We start from the raw sequence: 16329 nt of genomic DNA, 5'->3' as shown, positions 1-16329 counted from the left end.
CCGGGAGGGTCCGTGCACCTGGAGACGCTGCTGCCGCTGGGCAAGGTGGACCCGGGCCTGCGGGCCCCCGAACGGACCCTCGACCTGGCCTCCGTCGCCACGGACGCCGCGCTCCTGGAGGAGGTCGGCTACGGCGGGCTCGTCGTCGAGGAGACCAAGGACGACCCGTTCGTCGTGATGGCGCTGGCCGCGCAGGCGACCACCCGGCTGCGCCTGGGGACGGCGGTGGCGATCGCGTTCCCGCGCAGCCCCACGGTCACCGCGCTGTCGGCCTGGACCATCCAGAAGCTGTCCGGTGGCCGGTTCACCCTCGGCCTGGGCACCCAGGTCCGCGGGCACGTGCGCCGCCGCTACGGCATGCAGTGGCACCCGCCGGGACCGTGGATGCGCGAGTACGTCGGCGCCGTCCGCGCGGTCTGGGACTGCTGGCAGCACGGCACCCCGCTGGAGTTCCACGGCGAGCACTACGACCTGTCGCTGATGGTGCCGCTGTTCGACCCCGGTCCCATCGCGCACCCCGCGATCCCGGTGCACCTGGCCGCGGTCAACCCCTACCTGTGCCGGGTCGCGGGCGAGGTCGCCGACGGCGTCCGGCCGCACCCGGTGTGCACGCCGTCCTACATCCGCGAGGTCATGCTCCCCGCGGTCCGCCGCGGCGCGGGGGACCGGTCGCTGGCCGACTTCCGGGTCGCGATGAAACCCTTGGTCGCGACCGCCCGTACCGACGCGGAGCTGGAGACCCGGATCCGTGACGCCCGGGCCCGGATCGCCTTCTACGCCTCCACCCCCGGCTACGTCCGGGCGTTCTCCCACCTCGGCCTCGACGACCTCGCCGCGCACGCCCAGCAGCTGTCGAAGCAGCAGCGCTGGGAGGAGCTGCCCGCCCTGGTCGACGACGACGTGCTGGACCGCTTCGCCGTCATCGGCACCCACGACGAGATCGGCGCGCGGCTGCTCGACCGCTTCGGCGACCTGGTCACCGACTGCGAGTTCTCGATCGCCGTGCACGACGACACCGACCGCGCCACGCTCGCCGGTCTCGCGGCCACCCTGCGGGCCCACGGCGACGGCGCCGCCCGCCGGGAGATCATCGGCGGAAACGGACAGATGTGACGAGGCTCGCGTACCCCCCACTGTCGGAACCCGGGGTCATGCCCTAGCGTTCTGCACAGTCGAAGGGGAGTACTCCCGAACACGGCGTCGCCGTCATCACGGCACCGGCCCGAGCCGGTCCCGGTTGCGCCGGTCCACCGCGGTCACCGCGGCGGGCGGAGGAGACCTTCAGCGCCCCTACCTGCGCTGGAGGACCCCGCCATGAACGTTCCCCTCTGGGTGTGGCTGGCGACGCTCGCCGTCGTCGTCGTCATGCTCGTGTTCGACTTCGTCGGGCACGCCCGCGACCCGCACGAGCCCACGCTGCGCGAGTCGGCGATCTGGTCGGCCGGCTACATCGCGATCGCCCTGCTGTTCGGCGTCGGCGTCGGTGTCTTCTCGGGCTGGCAGTACGGCGGCGAGTACATGGCCGGCTGGCTGACCGAGAAGGCCCTGTCGGTCGACAACCTGTTCGTCTTCCTGCTGATCATGACCAGCTTCGCGGTGCCGAAGGTGCACCAGCAGAAGGTGCTGCTGATCGGCATCGCGATCGCGATCGTCATGCGCGGTGCGTTCATCGCGGTCGGCGCCGTGATCATCGAGCAGTTCGTCGCGGTCTTCTACCTGTTCGCGGTCATCCTGTTCTGGCTCGCCTGGTCCCAGATCCGCGAGGCGATGTCGTCGGACGACCACGAGCAGGCCGACGCCGGTGACTCGAAGCTGATCCGCCTGGTCCGCAAGGTGCTGCCGACCTCCACCGAGTACGACGGCGCGAAGCTCGTCACCCGCGTCGACGGCAAGCGGCTCCTCACCCCGATGGCGCTGGTCATCGTCGCGATCGGGCTGACCGACCTGCTGTTCGCGTTCGACTCGATCCCGGCGATCTTCGGCCTCACCCAGGAGCCGTTCCTGGTGTTCACCGCGAACGCCTTCGCCCTGCTCGGCCTGCGCCAGCTGTACTTCCTCATCGGCGGCCTGCTGGAGCGCCTGATCTACCTGGCGCACGGCCTCGCGGTGATCCTGGCGTTCATCGGCGTGAAGCTGACCCTGCACGCGCTGCACGAGAACAACGTGCCGTTCATCAACGACGGGCAGCCGGTGCCGGTGCCCGAGGTGCCGATCTGGCTGTCGCTGCTGGTCATCACCGGGACGATCGCCGTCGCCGCCGTCGCGAGCCTGGTCGTCTCCCGGCGCCGCGCCGCGGCCGCCGGGGACGGTGCGGACTCCCCGGAGGTCGCCGGACCCGACACCGACGGCGCGGACGACGCGACCGTGGACGCGGGTCAGATCCCCAGCACCACCCGGGCGACCGAGAAGTAGATCAGCAGCCCGGTCGCGTCGACGAGCGTCGTGACCAGGGGAGCGGACACCACCGCCGGGTCGATCCCGACCCGGCGGGCCAGCAACGGCATCGTCGCGCCGACCGTCGCCGCCCAGCCGCAGATCGCCACCAGCGTCACCGCCACCACGACGGCGACCTGGACCCCGACCAGCAGCGACGCGACGGCCAGTCCGAGCGCACCGAGCAGGGTGCCCAGCAGCAGCCCGACCCGCAGCTCCCGCCACACCACGGCGGGCAGGTCGGCCAGGCGCACCTCCCCGACGGCGATCGCCCGGACCGCCGCCGACGCGGACTGGGCACCCGCGTTGCCGCCGGTGCCCACGAGCAGCGGGATGAACAGCGCCAGCGCGGTGACCTGCTCGAGTGCGTCCTCGAAGATCTGCAGCACGTTGACCGTCAGCACCGCGGCGAGCAGCAGCACCGCCAGCCACACCGCGCGGGTGCGCGCCAGCTTCGTGACCCGCACGTACATGTAGTGGCCCGACCACGGCGCCGCACCGGACTGGCGGGCGGCGTCCTCGGTGTCGGCGCGTTCCAGGATCTCGACGGCGTCGTCGATGGTGAGCAGGCCCAGCAGCCGGTCCTCGGAGTCGACGACCAGCAGGTCGAGCAGGTTCGCCTCGCCCATCAGGCGGGCGGCGTCCTCGGCGGCGTCGGTGGCCCGCACCCGCGGGGCCCCGTCGTCGACGAGCTCGGCGACGGCGACGTCCGGCCGGGCCAGCACCAGGTCGCGCAGCGAGACGGTGCCGGTCACCCGGCGTCCGGCGTCGGTGACGGCGAGGGTGTACACGGTCTCGGCCTGCGCGCCCTTGCGCCGCACGACGGCCAGCGCCTCGGTCACGGTGCTGTGCAGCGGCACGGCAACGGTCTCGGGCGTCATCACCCGCCCGACCGAGCCGTCGGGGTAGCCGAGCAGTGCCGCGGTCATCGACCGTTCCCCGGCCGACAGCCCGGCCAGCACCCGGTTCGCGACCTTGGCCGGCGCCTCGCCGAGCATCCGGGCGCGGTCGTCGGGGTCCATGTCCTCGACCAGGGCGGTCACCGCGTCGTCGCGCAGCCCCGCCAGCAGCTCCTGCTGGTCGACCGGGTCGAGCTCCTCGAACACGTCGAGCGCGCGGTCCTTGCCGAGCAGCCGGAACACCCAGCCCGCGTCGACCGGTTCCATCCGGGCCAGCGCGTCGGCGATCTCGTGGGCGGGCCGTCCGTCGAGCCGGTCGAGGACTCCGGCGGGGTCGTGGCGTTCGACGAGATCGGTCCAGCGTTCCATGCGGGTGATCCTGCCGCCGGGGCCTACCGCGTGCAGCGGCGGGAGTATGTCCGTTTCGGTAGGATCGGTGACGTCTACCGCACATCCCGGATGACTGCCCCCGGGAGCGGGAACCCGGTCGGTGGCACCGAGGAGGTCACGATGTCCGTCACACCCCCGCCCCTGCCGCCGCCGTCGCCCGGCGGCGGGACCGGCGACCCCGACCCACGCCCGGTGGCGCGCCCCCTGGACCGCGACGAGGAGCTCCGGCTCTCCGGTCTCGAACAGGAGCTGCGCCGCTCCGACCCGGAGCTGGACACCGAGCTGACCGCACCGCACCGGCCCACGCGCGCCGCGGGCGGTCGCGCGGACCGGATCCTGCAGGCCGTCGCGATCACCGTGATCGTGCTGGTGATCGTGCCGGGCGACTGGGTCGCCGGGCTGCTGTCGTTCGGGCTGCTGCTCGGCATCCCGGCCGCGATGGCCTGGATCGCCGTCCGTGCGCACCGGGAGAACGCCGCCCGGGAGCAGGCCGAGGGCCGCGACGACGAGCGCGCCTGACCCGCGCGGTCAGGTCGCGGACGGTGCCGCCGTCGCCGCCTCGGTCGGGTCGGTCGTCGAGCGGACGGCCGGGAGCCCGAGGTGCTCGCGCAGCGTCGTCCCGGCGTACTCGGTGCGGAACGACCCGCGCTCCTGCAGCAGCGGCACGACCCGGTCGGCGAACTCGTCGAGCCCGCCCGGGGTGACGTGCGGGACCAGCACGTAGCCGTCCGCGGCGTCGGACTGCACGGCGTCGTCGATCGCGTCGGCGACCGTCCGCGGGCTCCCGACGAAGGTGTGCCGCCCGGTCACCTCGATCACCGTCTCGCGCAGCGACAGGTTCTTCTCCGCGGCGAGGGCGCGCCACTGGTCGGCGACGGCCTTCGGGTCCCGGTACTGGCGCACGCTGGCGCGGCCCTTCGACACGAGCTCGCCCTCGACGGGGTCGAACTCCGGCAGCGGGCCGTCCGGGTCGCGCCCGGACAGGTCGGTGTTCCACAGCTGCTCGGCGAACACGATCGCGGTCTGCGGGCTGACCTGCTGGGAGCGGATCACCTCGGCGAGCTCGGCGGCCTCGGCGTCGGTGTCGCCCAGCACGTACGTCGCGGCGGGCAGGATCTTCAGGTCGTCCCACGCCCGGCCGTAGCGGGCGAGGCGGCCCTTCACGTCGGCGAGGAACGCGCGTCCGGCCTCCGGTTCGGCGTGCCGGGAGAAGATCGCGTCGGCCGACGCGGCGGCGAACTCGCGCCCCTCCTCGGAGTCACCCGCCTGTAGGATCACCGGGCGGCCCTGCGGGCTGCGCGGCAGCGAGAACCGGCCGTGCACGTCGAACTGGTCGGAGGTGTACGCGAACTCCCCGCGGTCGTCGGGGCCGGTGCGCGAGTCCCAGATCGCGGCGGTCGCGGCCAGCTGCTCCTTGGCCCGGGAGTAGCGCTTCTCCTTCGGGAGGAAGCCACCGCGGCGGAAGTTCTCGCCGGTGAACGCGTCCCACGAGGTCACCACGTTCCAGGCCGCCCGGCCGCCGGACAGGTGGTCGAGCGAGGCGAACTGGCGGGCGACGTCGTAGGGCTCGGTGAAGGTGGAGTTGATCGTCCCGGCCAGGCCGAGCCGGTCGGTGACCGCGGCCAGCGCGTTCAGGACCGTGAAGGTGTCCGGGCGGCCCATCACGTCCAGGTCGTAGATCTCGCCGCGGTGCTCGCGCAGGCGCAGCCCCTCGGCGAGGAACAGGAAGTCGAACCTCGCCCGCTCCGCGGTCCGCGCGAAGTGCGCGAACGAGGAGAAGTCGATGTGGCTGCCGGACGCCGGGTCACTCCACACCGTCGTGTTGTTGACGCCCGGGAAATGGGCGGCGAGGTGGATCTGCTTGCGTGGCATGCGTGTCCTCCCGACGTGGCTCCTACCGGTGCAACACCCTCCGGGCCAGGGTGTTCCCGAGCAGCTGCGCGCACTGCACGACGACCACGATGATCGCGACGGTCAGCAGCGTCACCGGCCAGTCGAACTGCTGGTAGCCGTAGGAGATCGCGAAGTCGCCCAGGCCGCCGCCGCCGACGTAGCCGGCCATCGCCGACATGTCGACCACCGCGACGAAGACGAAGGTGTAGCCGAGCACCAGCGGCGCCAGCGCCTCGGGCACCAGCACGCTCCACACGATCCGGAACCGGCTCGCGCCCATCGCCCTGGCCGCCTCGACGACGGCCGGGTCCACCGACACCAGGTTCTGCTCGACGATGCGCCCGATGAAGAACGTCGCCATCGCGACCATCGGGAACAGCACCGACCGGGTGCCGATGGTCGTGCCCATCACGATCAGCGTCAGCGGGCCGACCGCGGTGATGAAGATGATGAACGGGATCGGCCGCACGATGTTGACCAGCACGTTCAGCACGCCGAACACGACGCGGTGCGCGTACAGGCCGCCGGGTCGGGTGGTGTGCAGCGCGAGGCCGAGCAGCAGCCCGAGCGCGCCCGCCAGCAGCATCGTCCAGAACACCATGTAGGCGGTCTGGAGCACCGACAGCCACAGCACCGGCTGCAGGGTCGCCCAGTCGTTCGTCATGCGGTCCGCTCCGTCACCCGGGTCGCCCGGGACAGCTCGTCGACGCAGGCCTGCACGGCCGCGTCGGCACCGGTCAGTTCCAGGGTCAGGCTGCCGACCGGGCGCTCGGAGAGCTCCCGGATGCCGCCGTGCACCACCGTGGCGCGGACCCCGTGGGCGGCGGGTACCCGGGCGATCGCGTCCTGGGCGTCGGCGGCCCCGGAGCCGGGCCCGCCGACCGCGACGGTCACCAGCCGGCCGGGGTGGCGCGCCCGCAGCCGGTCGAGGGTCTCCTCGGACGGGACGTCCTGCAGCACGCCGTGCACGAACCGCCGGGTCGCCGGGTGCGACGGGGCGGCGAACACGTCGTACACGTCGCCGTCCTCGATCACCTTCCCCCGTTCCATGACCACGACCCGGTCGCAGATCTCGGCGACGACCTCCATCTCGTGGGTGATCACGACGACGGTGGTGCCCAGCTCGCGGTTGACCCGGCGCAGCAGGGCGAGCACCTCCCTGGTCGTCTCCGGGTCCAGCGCGCTGGTCGCCTCGTCGGCGAGCAGGATCGACGGCGACGTCGCGAGCGCCCGGGCGATCCCGACCCGCTGCTTCTGCCCGCCCGACAGCCGGGCCGGGTAGCGGCCGGCGAGCTCGGAGAGGCCGACGAACTCCAGCAGCTCCGCGACCCGGGCCCGGCGCTGCTCGCGGGAGCGGCCCGCGACGGCGAGCGGGTAGCCGACGTTGCCGGCGACGGTGCGGGAGTTCATCAGCGCGAACTGCTGGAAGATCATGCCGACCTCGCCGCGCAGCTCGGCCAGGCCGCGCTCGGACAGCTCCGAGGTGACCCGCCCGCGCACCGTCACGGTGCCCGCGGTCGGCAGCTCCAGGGCGTTGATCATCCGGACGAGCGTCGACTTGCCCGCGCCGGACCAGCCGATGACCCCGGTGATCCCGCCCTCGGCGATGTCGAGGTCGACGTCGTCGACGGCGGTGACGCCCGGGCCCCGCCGGGCGGCGAAGGTGCGGGTCGCGCCCGAGAACGAGATCACCGGCGCCGCCATCAGCGGGACCGCAGCTGCTGCTCGATGCCGGCCAGGGTCTGCTGCAGGTCGGCCGGGGAGTTGTCCCGGAACACGCCGCCGTCGCCGAGGTCCCGGCGGGCGGCGTCGAGGACCTGCTGGTCGTGGTAGATCCGGACGAGCGTCGCGTAGGCCGGGTCGTCCCTGTCCTCGGCCCGGGCGACGAACAGGTTGATGTAGGGCTTGGCCTTCTCCGAGTCCGGGTCCTCGGAGTAGACGACCTGGTCCTGGGTCAGGTTCGCCGACTGCGCGTAGTTGTTGTTGACGATCGCGGCGTCGGCGCTCGTCAGGTTCGCCGCTGTCTGCGCCGCGTCGACCGGGGTGACCCGGACCTTCGACGCGGCCGCGTCGATGTCGGCCGGGGTGGAGGTCGTCGTTCCGCCGTCGGTGAGCCGCAGCAGCCCGGCGGACTGCAGGACGTTCAGCGCGCGGGCCTGGTTCACGGCGTCGTTCGGGATGACGACCTGCCCACCCTGCGGGATCTGGGCGAGGTCGGCGTGCTTCGTGGAGTACAGCGGCAGCGGGTAGACCGCGGTCGCGCCGATCGGGACCAGCGTGTCGTCGTTCTGCACGTTGTAGTTGGCCAGGTACTGCAGGTGCTGGAACTGGTTGAGGTCCAGCTGGCCCTGGGCGAGCGCGGGGTTGGGCTGGTTGTAGTCGGTGAAGTTGACCAGCTCGACCGTGATGCCCTCGGCGGCGGCCTTGTCCCGGAAGACGTTCCAGTAGGGCTCGGCGCCGTCGGAGACGCCGATGCGGACGGTGCGGGACCCGCCCTCACCGCCGCCGGACGACTCGCCGGGCGCGGCGCAGCCGGACGCGAGCACGGCGAGCGCGAGGGCGGGGACCAGCAGGGACAGTGCGCGGGTCAGGCGCATCGGGGTTCCTCTCGGCTCCGACCCCCGGGACGGGTCGCGTCCGGGTGCCGGCGCGGCGGTGCGTCGGGGGCGTGCCGGGCACCGGGTACGGCGCCCCGGGGCGACGCCGCGGGACGGCGCCGTCGGCGACGCCGGGCGGGAGCGGGGGCTCCGGGGACGTGGCCGCGGGAGACCGGGCCGCCGGACCGGGCCGCACCGGGTGGGTGCGACCGGCCGCGACGGGGCGGTCGGCACGACCGACGAACCTACCGGGGACGAACCGTCCGGACGGATCATCCGCGACGAAGCTCACGAACAGGAATAACCGACGGGGCGTGCCGCGCCCGACGCCGGCGGACCGGGCGCCACGGGACCGGTACGGCAGGTCAGCGCGGTGGCTCGGCCAGCAGGCCGCGGCGGCGCAGCTCGGGGAGCACGCCCTCGCCGACCCGGTAGGCCTCCTCCAGGTGCGGGTAGCCCGACAGGACGAACTCGTCGATCCCCAGCTCGTGGTACTCGGCGATCCGGTCGGCCACCTCGGTGTGCGACCCGACCAGCGCGGTCCCCGCGCCGCCGCGGACCAGACCCACCCCGGCCCACAGGTTCGGCGCGATCGTCAGCGCGTCGGCTGAGCCCCCGTGCAGCGCGAGCATCCGCTGCTGCCCGACCGACTGGCTGGACCGCAGCGTCGCCTGGGCCCGCTCGATCTCGGCCGGGTCGAGCGCGTCGAGCAGCCGGGCGGCCTCGGCCCACGCCTCGTCGGCGGTGTCGCGGGTGATCACGTGCAGCCGGATGCCGAAGCGTGGGGTGCGGCCGAGATCGTCGGCGAGCTTGTGGACCCGCCCGATCTTCTCGGCGACGGCCGCGGGGGGCTCGCCCCAGGTCAGGTAGACGTCGGCGTGCCGGGCGGCGACCGGTAGCGCGGCGTCGGAGGAGCCCCCGAAGTAGACCGGCGGCAGCGGGTCAGGCGGGGCGAGGGTGGTGGCGCCGTCGACGTCGTAGTGGGCGCCGGTGAAGTCGAACGGTTCGGGGCCCCAGGCGCCGCGCAGCACGGTGAGGAACTCGTCGGTGCGGGCGTAGCGTTCGTCGTGGGAGGCGTGGTCGCCGAAGCGGCGCTGCTCGACGGCGTCGCCGCCGGTGACGATGTTGAGCATCAGCCGGCCGCCGGAGACGCGCTGGTAGGTCGCGGCCATCTGGGCGGCGAGGGTCGGGGAGAGCACGCCCGGCCGGAACGCGACGAGGTAGCGCAGCGTGCGGGTCTCGCGCAGCAGCGCGGCCGTGGTCAGCCAGGCGTCCTCGCAGAACGTGCCGGTCGGGGTGAGGACGCCGTGGAAGCCCTGGGCCTCGGCGGCCCGAGCGATCTGGGCGAGGTAGCCGATGTCCGCCTCGCGGGCCGTCGTCCCGGCCTCGCCGCGGTCGGCGTGCCGGCGGGCGACGATGGTGCGGCCGTCGCCGGAGGTGGGCAGGAACCAGTGCGGGACGATGCTCATCGTGCTCCCGTCCGTCGGTCGGTGGGGGTGCCCGGGATGCCGTCCCGGGCGGCTGCCAGGGTGGTCGCCTCGTAGCGGCGGTCGACGGACGCGCCGATGTCGGCCCGGCCCGGGACGACCCCGGCCTCGGAGAACGCGTCGGCGAGCGTCTGCTGGGAGGCGACGACGGTGTCGTCGAGCGGGATCGGCAGGTCCGGGCCGCGCGCGACGGCGCGTCGGGTGATCGGCAGCGGGATGGTCGTCTCCTCGCTCCAGACCCGGGCGCGCTGTTCGCGGTGGATGTCGGAGTAGACCTGCGCGGCCGCGAGCCGGGCCAGGAAGTCGGCCAGCGCAGCGCTGCGCGCCGGGTCGGCCAGGGTGGCGTTGGACGCGACCTGGAAGCCGTAGCCGTTCGCGGTGCCGGTGCCGTCGGCGACGATCCGGGCGCCGCCGTCGAGCTCGGCCTGGGAGGTGTAGGGGTCCCAGACGGCCCAGGCATCGACGTCGCCCTGGCGGAACGCGCCGTAGGCATCGGCCGGGGCGAGGAAGGTGAGGTCGACGTCGTCGAGGGACATCCCGGCGGCGCGCAGCGTGGACAGCAGCTGCCCGTGCGCCGAGGTTCCCTTGCCGACGGCGATGCGCAGCCCGCGCAGGTCGGCGACCGTGCGGACGGGGGAGTCGCGGCGCACCAGGATCGCGTCGCTGGTGACGTTGCCGCGGTTGGCCGACACGACCTGCACCCGGGCCCGAGCGGCGGCCGCGAAGATCGCCGGGGTGTTGCCCGTGCCGCCGACGTCGATCGCCCCGGCCCGGGCCGCCTCGATCAGCGGGGGACCGGCGGTGAAGGTGCGCCACTCGATGCGGTAGGGCACGTCGTCGAGGAGCTCGGCGGCGCGCAGCAGCGACCGGGACCCGCCCTTCTGGTCCCCGACGACGAGGGTCACCCCGGCCAGCGCGGCCGGGTCGACCGGCGGCTGGACCGGCGGCCGCGACACCGGCACCGACGAGCAACCGGCGAGCACCAGCGCCGCGACCGCGACGACCAGCGCGGCGGCCCGGCGCCGCACCCCGGAGGGGGGCGCCGCACCCGCCGCGGAGGGCGCGGGGACCGCGGGCGGGGTGCGCCGGCGACGCTCACGCCGCATCCGATGCCACCCCCAGTTCGTCGAGCACGGTGCGGCGCAGCGCCGCGAGCCGCTCCGGGTCGCGGGGACGCTCGCCGGGGCGGTGCTCGTCGCCGATCCGACCGTCGGCCAGCACCAGCACCCGGTCGGCGAGCAGCAGCGCCTCGTCGACGTCGTGGGTCACGAGCAGCACGCCGGGGCGGTGCCGGCGCCACAGGTCGAGGACGAGCCGGTGCATGGTGATGCGGGTCAGCGCGTCCAGCGCGCCGAACGGCTCGTCGAGCAGCAGCAGGTCGGGCTCGCGGACCAGGGCCCGGGCCAGCGACGCCCGCTGGGCCTCGCCGCCGGACAGGGTCAGCGGCCACGCGTCGGAGCGGGCGCTCAGCCCGACCTCGGCGAGCGCGGCGTCGGCGACCCCGGCGGGGGTGTCGCCGCCCAGATCGCGGTGCAGGCCGAGCGCGACGTTGTCGCGGACCGTGCGCCAGGGCAGCAGCCGCGGCTCCTGGAACGCGACCGCGACCGAGCCGGGGACCTCGACCGTGCCCGAGACCCCGGTGTCGGAGGCGTCGTCGAGCCCGGCGAGCAGCCGCAGCAGCGTCGACTTGCCGGACCCGGAGCGGCCGAGCAGGGCGACGAACTCGCCGTCGCCGATGGTGAGGTCGAGCCGGTCGAGGACCCGGCGGCCGTCGAACTCGCGGACCAGGTCGTGCACGCGGGCGCTCACCGGTCGGCCCCCGCCGGGCCGGCCGGGCGCCAGGCCAGGACGCGGCGTTCCAGCCGGCGCACCAGGGCGTCGGTGCCGAGTCCGAGCAGCGCGTACACCGCCAGCCCGACGACGATGACGTCGGTACGGAGGAACTCCCGGGCATTCATGATCATGTAGCCGAGGCCGGCGTCGGCCGAGGTCGTCTCCGCGACGATGATCGACAGCCAGGCGATCCCCAGCGCCAGCCGCAGGCCGGTGAGGGTGGACGGCATCGCGCCGGGCAGCACGACGTGGCGCAGTCGTTCGGCCCGGGTGAACCCCGACACCGCGGTCGCCTCGATCAGCTTCGGGTCGACGCCCCGGACCCCGGCGTGCACGTTGAGGTACATCGGGAACAGCACCCCGAGCGCGACGAGCAGCACCTTCGGCAGCTCCCCGATGCCGAACCACAGGATGAACAGCGGCACCAGGCCGAGGTGCGGCAGCGTGCGCAGCATCTGCACCGGCGGGTCCACGAGCAGCCCGCCCCAGTTCGAGAGCCCCGAGACCACGCCGAGACCGACCCCGACGACCAGGCCGAGTACCAGTCCGGTCGCGACCCGGGCGAGCGAGACCAACAGCCCCTCGGGCAGCTCCCCGCTGCGGGTGAGGTCGACGGCGGCGGTCACCACCCGCAGCGGGGAGGCGAGCTCGTCCTCGGCGAGCAGCCCGGTCGACGACGCGAGCTGCCACAGCAGGATCAGGGCGACGGGGGAGATCCAGCGGCGCAGGTCCGGTCGGCGACGGAGCCTGCGGGCGGTGCCCGCGGGCCCGGGTGGTGACGGGGTGGCGGGTGGCGTGACGGCGTCGGCCGGTGCGGAGGTCCAAGTCGTGGACACGGGGGCTCCCGGGACTCGTGGTCGTGACAGGGGTGGGCGCACGCCGCGGCGGCCCCGGTCGGGCGGCCCGCGGCACGGGCGGGGGCGGCGCGGCGGCCGCGGTCAGCGACAGGTGCAGCCGGCGAGGCGGAGCAGATCCACGTGGCGGCGGCGGGTGAGGTCGCGGCCCGGACCGACGGCGACCGTGCGTGACGGGGTGCGCCGACCGGTGCTCATGCGTCCAGGTGACCACGGCGTCCGTACCGTGACCAAACGACGTCCGTCCTGCGGGACGGGTGACCAGGGGTGTGCGGACCGGCTCCCGCGGGGTGGGAGCTCAGCCGCGGCGGGCCCATTCGTCGGCCAGCAGTTCCTGGGACGCGACCCGGTCGGCGTGCCGGTGGGTGATGGTGGTCAGCAGCAGCTCGTCGGCCCCGGTGACGGCGCGCAGCCGCTCCAGGCCGTCGGCGACCGTGGCCGGGCCGCCGACCAGGCGTGTCGCGATCCGGTCGGTCACCAGGTCCGGGTCGGCGGGGAACCCGTCGGCGTCCTCGGGGCGGGGGTAGGGGATGGCGCCCGCCCCGGTGCGGATGCTGTGCACCCACGGGCCGAAGCCCGCCGCGATCCTGGCGGCGTGCGCGTCGTCGGGGCCCACGACGACGTCGGCCGACACCATCACGTGCGGGCGGTCCAGCCGCTCCGACGGCCGGAACGCGTGCCGGTAGGCGGCCACGGCGTCGAGCACGGTCGCGGGGCTGACGTGGTAGTTCGCCGCGAACGGCAGCCCGCGGCGCCCGGCGAGGACGGCACTCTCCCCGCCGCTGGACCCGAGCACCCAGGTCTGCAGGGCGGCACCTTCGCCGGGGACGGCGCGGACTTCCACCCCGCCCGGTGTCCAGGTGCCGGTGAGCAGCCCGTCGACAGCGTCGAGGAACTCCTCGTACGGGGGCACCTGGGCCCCGGGCTGGCGCAGCGCCGCCGCCTGGGCGCGGAACCGGGGGGAGGACGCGATCGCGGCGAGCGACACCGGGGCGGGGATCAGCACACCGTCGACGACCCGGTCGCCGCGCCCGTCCGGTTCGCGGGACGGGAGCCGGGACCCGCCGGAGCGGCCCAGGCCGAGGTCGATCCGGCCCGGGTGCAGACCGTCGAGGGTCCCGAAGTCCTCCACCACCGACAGCGGGGTCCGGTGCCCGGTCTGCACGGCTCCGGAGCCGACCCGGATCGTCGAGGTCGCGGCGGCGACGGCGCCCATCAGCACGGCGGGCGAGGCCCCCGCGACGCCCGGGTTGAGGTGGTGCTCGGCGAGCCAGAACCGGGCGTAGCCGGCCCGTTCGGCGGAGCGGGCCAGGTCGAGGGTGTCGCGCAGGGCGTCGGTGACGGTCGAGCCGGCCGGTACCGGGGAGAGGTCGAGGACGGACAGGGGAACGGGCACGGCGGCACACCTCCGGACGTGCCCGGGGCGGTGGCGACGACCGGGCCGGGCGACGGTGTCCGTCCCCGGCGGGCCCGGCGCGGGACGCGGGGCGGAGCGGGGTGCGGGCTCGGGCGGTGCGCCGCGGGCAGGTCCGGCCCGGGCGACGCCGGTCGCCCCCCGATCGTCGCCCCGCCCACGACGGGGGCGCAACCCCGGCACGGCTTGCTACCGTCGGTCCCCGTGCCGGCCGCCCCGCCGCGCCGCCCGTCACCGGGCCCGCGCGGCGGCCCGGTCCGGCCGCGACGCCCCCGGCGCACCCGCGCTCCGCCGGCGCCCGGCCCCACCCGGCACCTCCGGCGACGACGCGTGCGGTGCACCCGCGCGTGAGGCGGTGCTTCCCATGAGGTTCCAGGTTCTCGACATCGTTCCGCACGCCCCGCACCCGGTGACCGGCGAGATCGTCGACACCCACGAGCGGCTGCGCCGGGTGGTGGACACCGCGGTGCTCGCCGAGCGGCTGGGGTTCGACTCCTATGCCGTCGGCGAGCGGCACGCCGGCGAGTTCGTCTCGTCGTCGCCCACCGTGCTGCTCGGCGCGATCGCCCAGGCCACCTCCCGGATCCTGCTCTCGACCGGGGTGACGGTGCTGTCGCTGCTCGACCCGGTCCGCGTCGCCGAGGACTACGCGACGGTCGACCAGCTCTCCGGCGGCCGGCTGGAGATCGTGATCGGCAAGGGCAACGAGGACCGGCACTTCCCGATGTTCGGGCTCGAGCTGGGTCGCCAGTACGAGTACCTCGCCGAGAACTACGAGCTGCTGCGCCGCCTGCTGCGTGAGGAGGGGGTGGACTGGTCGGGCACCCACCACGCCGACCTGGCCGGGGTGACGACGTTCCCGCGGCCGTTCGCGGGCCCGTTCCGGATCTGGCACGGCTCGGCGACCTCGACCACCGCCGTCGACCTCGCCGCCCGCTGGGGCGACCCGATCTTCTCCGCGAACGCGCTGCAGCCCCGGGAGAACTACAAGGTCCTCATCGACCGTTACCGCGAGAAGCTCGCCGAGCACGGCCACGACCCGGCGTCGGGCTACGTCGGCTCCGGCTCGGGCGGGCTGTTCCTCGCCGACACCGACGCCGAGGCGATCGCCGAGTACCGCCCGGTCTACGAGGGGTTCGCGGCGAAGATGCGCGCCGCGCACGCCGGCGACGACCGCCCCGGCAAGGCCACCTCGTTCGCGACCGTCGAGGAGGCGGTGGCGCACGGCCCGGCGCTGGTCGGGAGCCCGGAGCGGGTCGCGGCGAAGATCCTGGACTACCACGCCGCCTACGGCCACGACGTCCAGTCGGTGTCGGTCAACCCGGTGCTGCCCTACGCGCGCCAGCACGAGGTGCTGACCCGGTTCGCGACCGAGGTGGTGCCACGGGTGCGCCGCGAGGTGTCGACTACGCTGTGGGGCCCCGCCGACGCCGGCCGCGCGGCCGGGTTCGTCGTCGCGGCCTGACCCCGCCCCGGCCCCGGGTGTCGTACGGGCCGGGGCCGGGCCGGGGCCGCGCCGGTTCAGCCGGCGTCGGGCAGCGCGGCCGGGGTCCAGTCGTTGACGAACTCCAGCCCGCTGCGCTCGAACAGCTGGGTGACCGGGCAGCGCCGCGCGGTCTCCGAGACGAGCCGCTCGAACTGCTCGGCCGTCGCGTCGGTCTCGACGGTGGCCCGCACCTGCACCCGGTCGAAGTTCGCGTTGCCCTCGGCGCCGCCGACGAGCACGGCGGTGTCGAGGTCACCGCGCACCTCGAACGTCCAGTGGCCCAGCCGGACGCCCAGGTCCTTCGCGACCAGGCTCGCCGTCACCTGGTTGCACGAAGTCAGGGCGCCGAGCGCGAAGAACAGCGGGCTGGGCGCGGAGTCGGCGCCGCCGAAGGCCGGGTAGGCGTCGGCGGTGAAGACGTGCCCGGCGTCGCCCTCGGGGCGCAGGGTCTGGAAGACCCCGGTGCCCTCGGAGTGCACGACGAACGGAACGACGGTCTGCTTCGGACGGACTGCGGTCATGGGTGTCCTCCCGGACGAGTTCGGTGCGGTGGGAACGGGCGCGCAGCCGACCGGCACCGCCGCGGGACGGGGCACGGTGGGGCGCGGGTCGAGGGGGTGAACGGGTCAGCGACAGAGCGCGGACCGGGTACGCCCCAGGTCCACGTGCAGGCGCGCGACGAGGCGCGCGGTTCCGGTCACGGGATCGATCGTGTCCGACCGGTGCCGGTGGCGGCAAGGAACGCCCGCCTCGCCGTCCAGCTGGTGGGCCCACGCCGGCCACGGTCCGGACAGCGGCGGCCCCGTCCCACCGGTCGGGAGGGCGCGTCCGGGCGCCCGGTGTTACGGAGCCGGTGGGTGGTGTTCGTGACAGCGGGTGCGTCCTTGTCCGGGCACCGTCCGTCCGGTACCTCTTGCATCGTGCAGCAGGGGGCGACGGGGCGGACGACGTCCGGCCGGTGTCCCCTGTGCACGGTCGGCCGCCGCTGACCGTGCCCGCCCCGCCCGGCCGTGCCGGACGCCCGGCCCCCGCTCCCGTGGGCC

General features: G+C 74.6%; 16 protein-coding genes. 4 read left to right on the top strand and 12 right to left on the bottom strand.

What is annotated here, in order from left to right:
• Positions 1 to 12: 12 nt before the first annotated feature.
• Both KPL57_RS52920 and KPL57_RS52915 read left to right on the top strand, forming a co-directional pair.
• Positions 13 to 1113, top strand: a complete 1101-nt coding sequence (locus tag KPL57_RS52920) for a TIGR03617 family F420-dependent LLM class oxidoreductase (protein ID WP_226357959.1) — start codon at positions 13 to 15, stop codon at positions 1111 to 1113.
• A gap of 201 nt (positions 1114 to 1314) precedes the next feature.
• Positions 1315 to 2412, top strand: a complete 1098-nt coding sequence (locus tag KPL57_RS52915; protein ID WP_226357958.1) for a TerC family protein — start codon at positions 1315 to 1317, stop codon at positions 2410 to 2412.
• Here the strand turns inward: KPL57_RS52915 and mgtE are convergent.
• Positions 2376 to 3701, bottom strand: a complete 1326-nt coding sequence (gene mgtE / locus KPL57_RS52910; RefSeq protein ID WP_226357957.1) for a magnesium transporter — start codon at positions 3699 to 3701, stop codon at positions 2376 to 2378. The genes KPL57_RS52915 and mgtE overlap by 37 nt on opposite strands.
• A gap of 141 nt (positions 3702 to 3842) precedes the next feature.
• Here mgtE and KPL57_RS52905 point away from each other — a divergent pair, with 141 nt between their 5' ends.
• On the top strand, positions 3843 to 4241 hold the full coding sequence (locus KPL57_RS52905; protein ID WP_226357956.1) for a DUF3040 domain-containing protein: 399 nt from the start codon (positions 3843 to 3845) through the stop codon (positions 4239 to 4241).
• Between the two features lie 9 nt (positions 4242 to 4250).
• Here KPL57_RS52905 and KPL57_RS52900 read toward each other — a convergent pair whose 3' ends face one another.
• From KPL57_RS52900 to KPL57_RS52860, 10 genes are all read right to left on the bottom strand, one after another.
• Positions 4251 to 5594, bottom strand: a complete 1344-nt coding sequence (locus KPL57_RS52900; protein ID WP_226357955.1) for an NtaA/DmoA family FMN-dependent monooxygenase — start codon at positions 5592 to 5594, stop codon at positions 4251 to 4253.
• Positions 5595 to 5616: 22 nt separating this feature from the next.
• Entirely contained in the window at positions 5617 to 6279 is a 663-nt protein-coding gene (locus KPL57_RS52895) for a methionine ABC transporter permease (RefSeq protein WP_226357954.1), read from the bottom strand.
• A complete protein-coding gene (locus KPL57_RS52890) occupies positions 6276 to 7319 on the bottom strand; it encodes a methionine ABC transporter ATP-binding protein (RefSeq protein WP_226357953.1) in 1044 nt (347 codons plus the stop codon). Before KPL57_RS52890 ends, KPL57_RS52895 begins: the two co-directional genes overlap by 4 nt.
• Positions 7319 to 8212, bottom strand: coding sequence for a MetQ/NlpA family ABC transporter substrate-binding protein (locus tag KPL57_RS52885; protein ID WP_226357952.1), 894 nt, complete (start codon positions 8210 to 8212; stop codon positions 7319 to 7321). Before KPL57_RS52885 ends, KPL57_RS52890 begins: the two co-directional genes overlap by 1 nt.
• A gap of 365 nt (positions 8213 to 8577) precedes the next feature.
• Positions 8578 to 9681 carry an LLM class flavin-dependent oxidoreductase gene (locus KPL57_RS52880; protein WP_226357951.1) on the bottom strand — a complete coding sequence of 368 codons (1104 nt, stop codon included), beginning with the start codon at positions 9679 to 9681 and terminating at the stop codon, positions 8578 to 8580.
• Positions 9678 to 10805, bottom strand: a complete 1128-nt coding sequence (locus KPL57_RS52875; protein ID WP_226357950.1) for an ABC transporter substrate-binding protein — start codon at positions 10803 to 10805, stop codon at positions 9678 to 9680. The genes KPL57_RS52880 and KPL57_RS52875 overlap by 4 nt, the downstream gene beginning before the upstream one ends.
• The gene (locus KPL57_RS52870; protein ID WP_226357949.1) at positions 10795 to 11508 is read right to left on the bottom strand and encodes an ABC transporter ATP-binding protein; all 714 of its coding nucleotides are present in this window, start codon (positions 11506 to 11508) and stop codon (positions 10795 to 10797) included. The genes KPL57_RS52875 and KPL57_RS52870 overlap by 11 nt, the downstream gene beginning before the upstream one ends.
• A complete protein-coding gene (locus KPL57_RS52865; protein ID WP_374203912.1) occupies positions 11505 to 12368 on the bottom strand; it encodes an ABC transporter permease in 864 nt (287 codons plus the stop codon). Before KPL57_RS52865 ends, KPL57_RS52870 begins: the two co-directional genes overlap by 4 nt.
• A gap of 102 nt (positions 12369 to 12470) precedes the next feature.
• Positions 12471 to 12584 carry a putative leader peptide gene (locus KPL57_RS73015; protein WP_368858475.1) on the bottom strand — a complete coding sequence of 38 codons (114 nt, stop codon included), beginning with the start codon at positions 12582 to 12584 and terminating at the stop codon, positions 12471 to 12473.
• Positions 12585 to 12684: 100 nt separating this feature from the next.
• Complete coding sequence (locus KPL57_RS52860) at positions 12685 to 13782, bottom strand: LLM class flavin-dependent oxidoreductase (RefSeq protein WP_226357948.1); 1098 nt, start codon at positions 13780 to 13782, stop codon at positions 12685 to 12687.
• A 382-nt stretch (positions 13783 to 14164) separates the two neighbouring features.
• Here KPL57_RS52860 and KPL57_RS52855 point away from each other — a divergent pair, with 382 nt between their 5' ends.
• Entirely contained in the window at positions 14165 to 15265 is a 1101-nt protein-coding gene (locus KPL57_RS52855) for an LLM class flavin-dependent oxidoreductase (RefSeq protein WP_226357947.1), read from the top strand.
• A gap of 56 nt (positions 15266 to 15321) precedes the next feature.
• Here KPL57_RS52855 and KPL57_RS52850 read toward each other — a convergent pair whose 3' ends face one another.
• Positions 15322 to 15807 carry an OsmC family protein gene (locus tag KPL57_RS52850; protein ID WP_226357946.1) on the bottom strand — a complete coding sequence of 162 codons (486 nt, stop codon included), beginning with the start codon at positions 15805 to 15807 and terminating at the stop codon, positions 15322 to 15324.
• Positions 15808 to 16329 lie beyond the last annotated feature (522 nt).

The organism is Pseudonocardia sp. ICBG601 (assembly GCF_020496245.1).
Note: the sequence above shows the minus strand (reverse complement) of the source record. Positions and strands in the feature narration are given on the sequence as shown.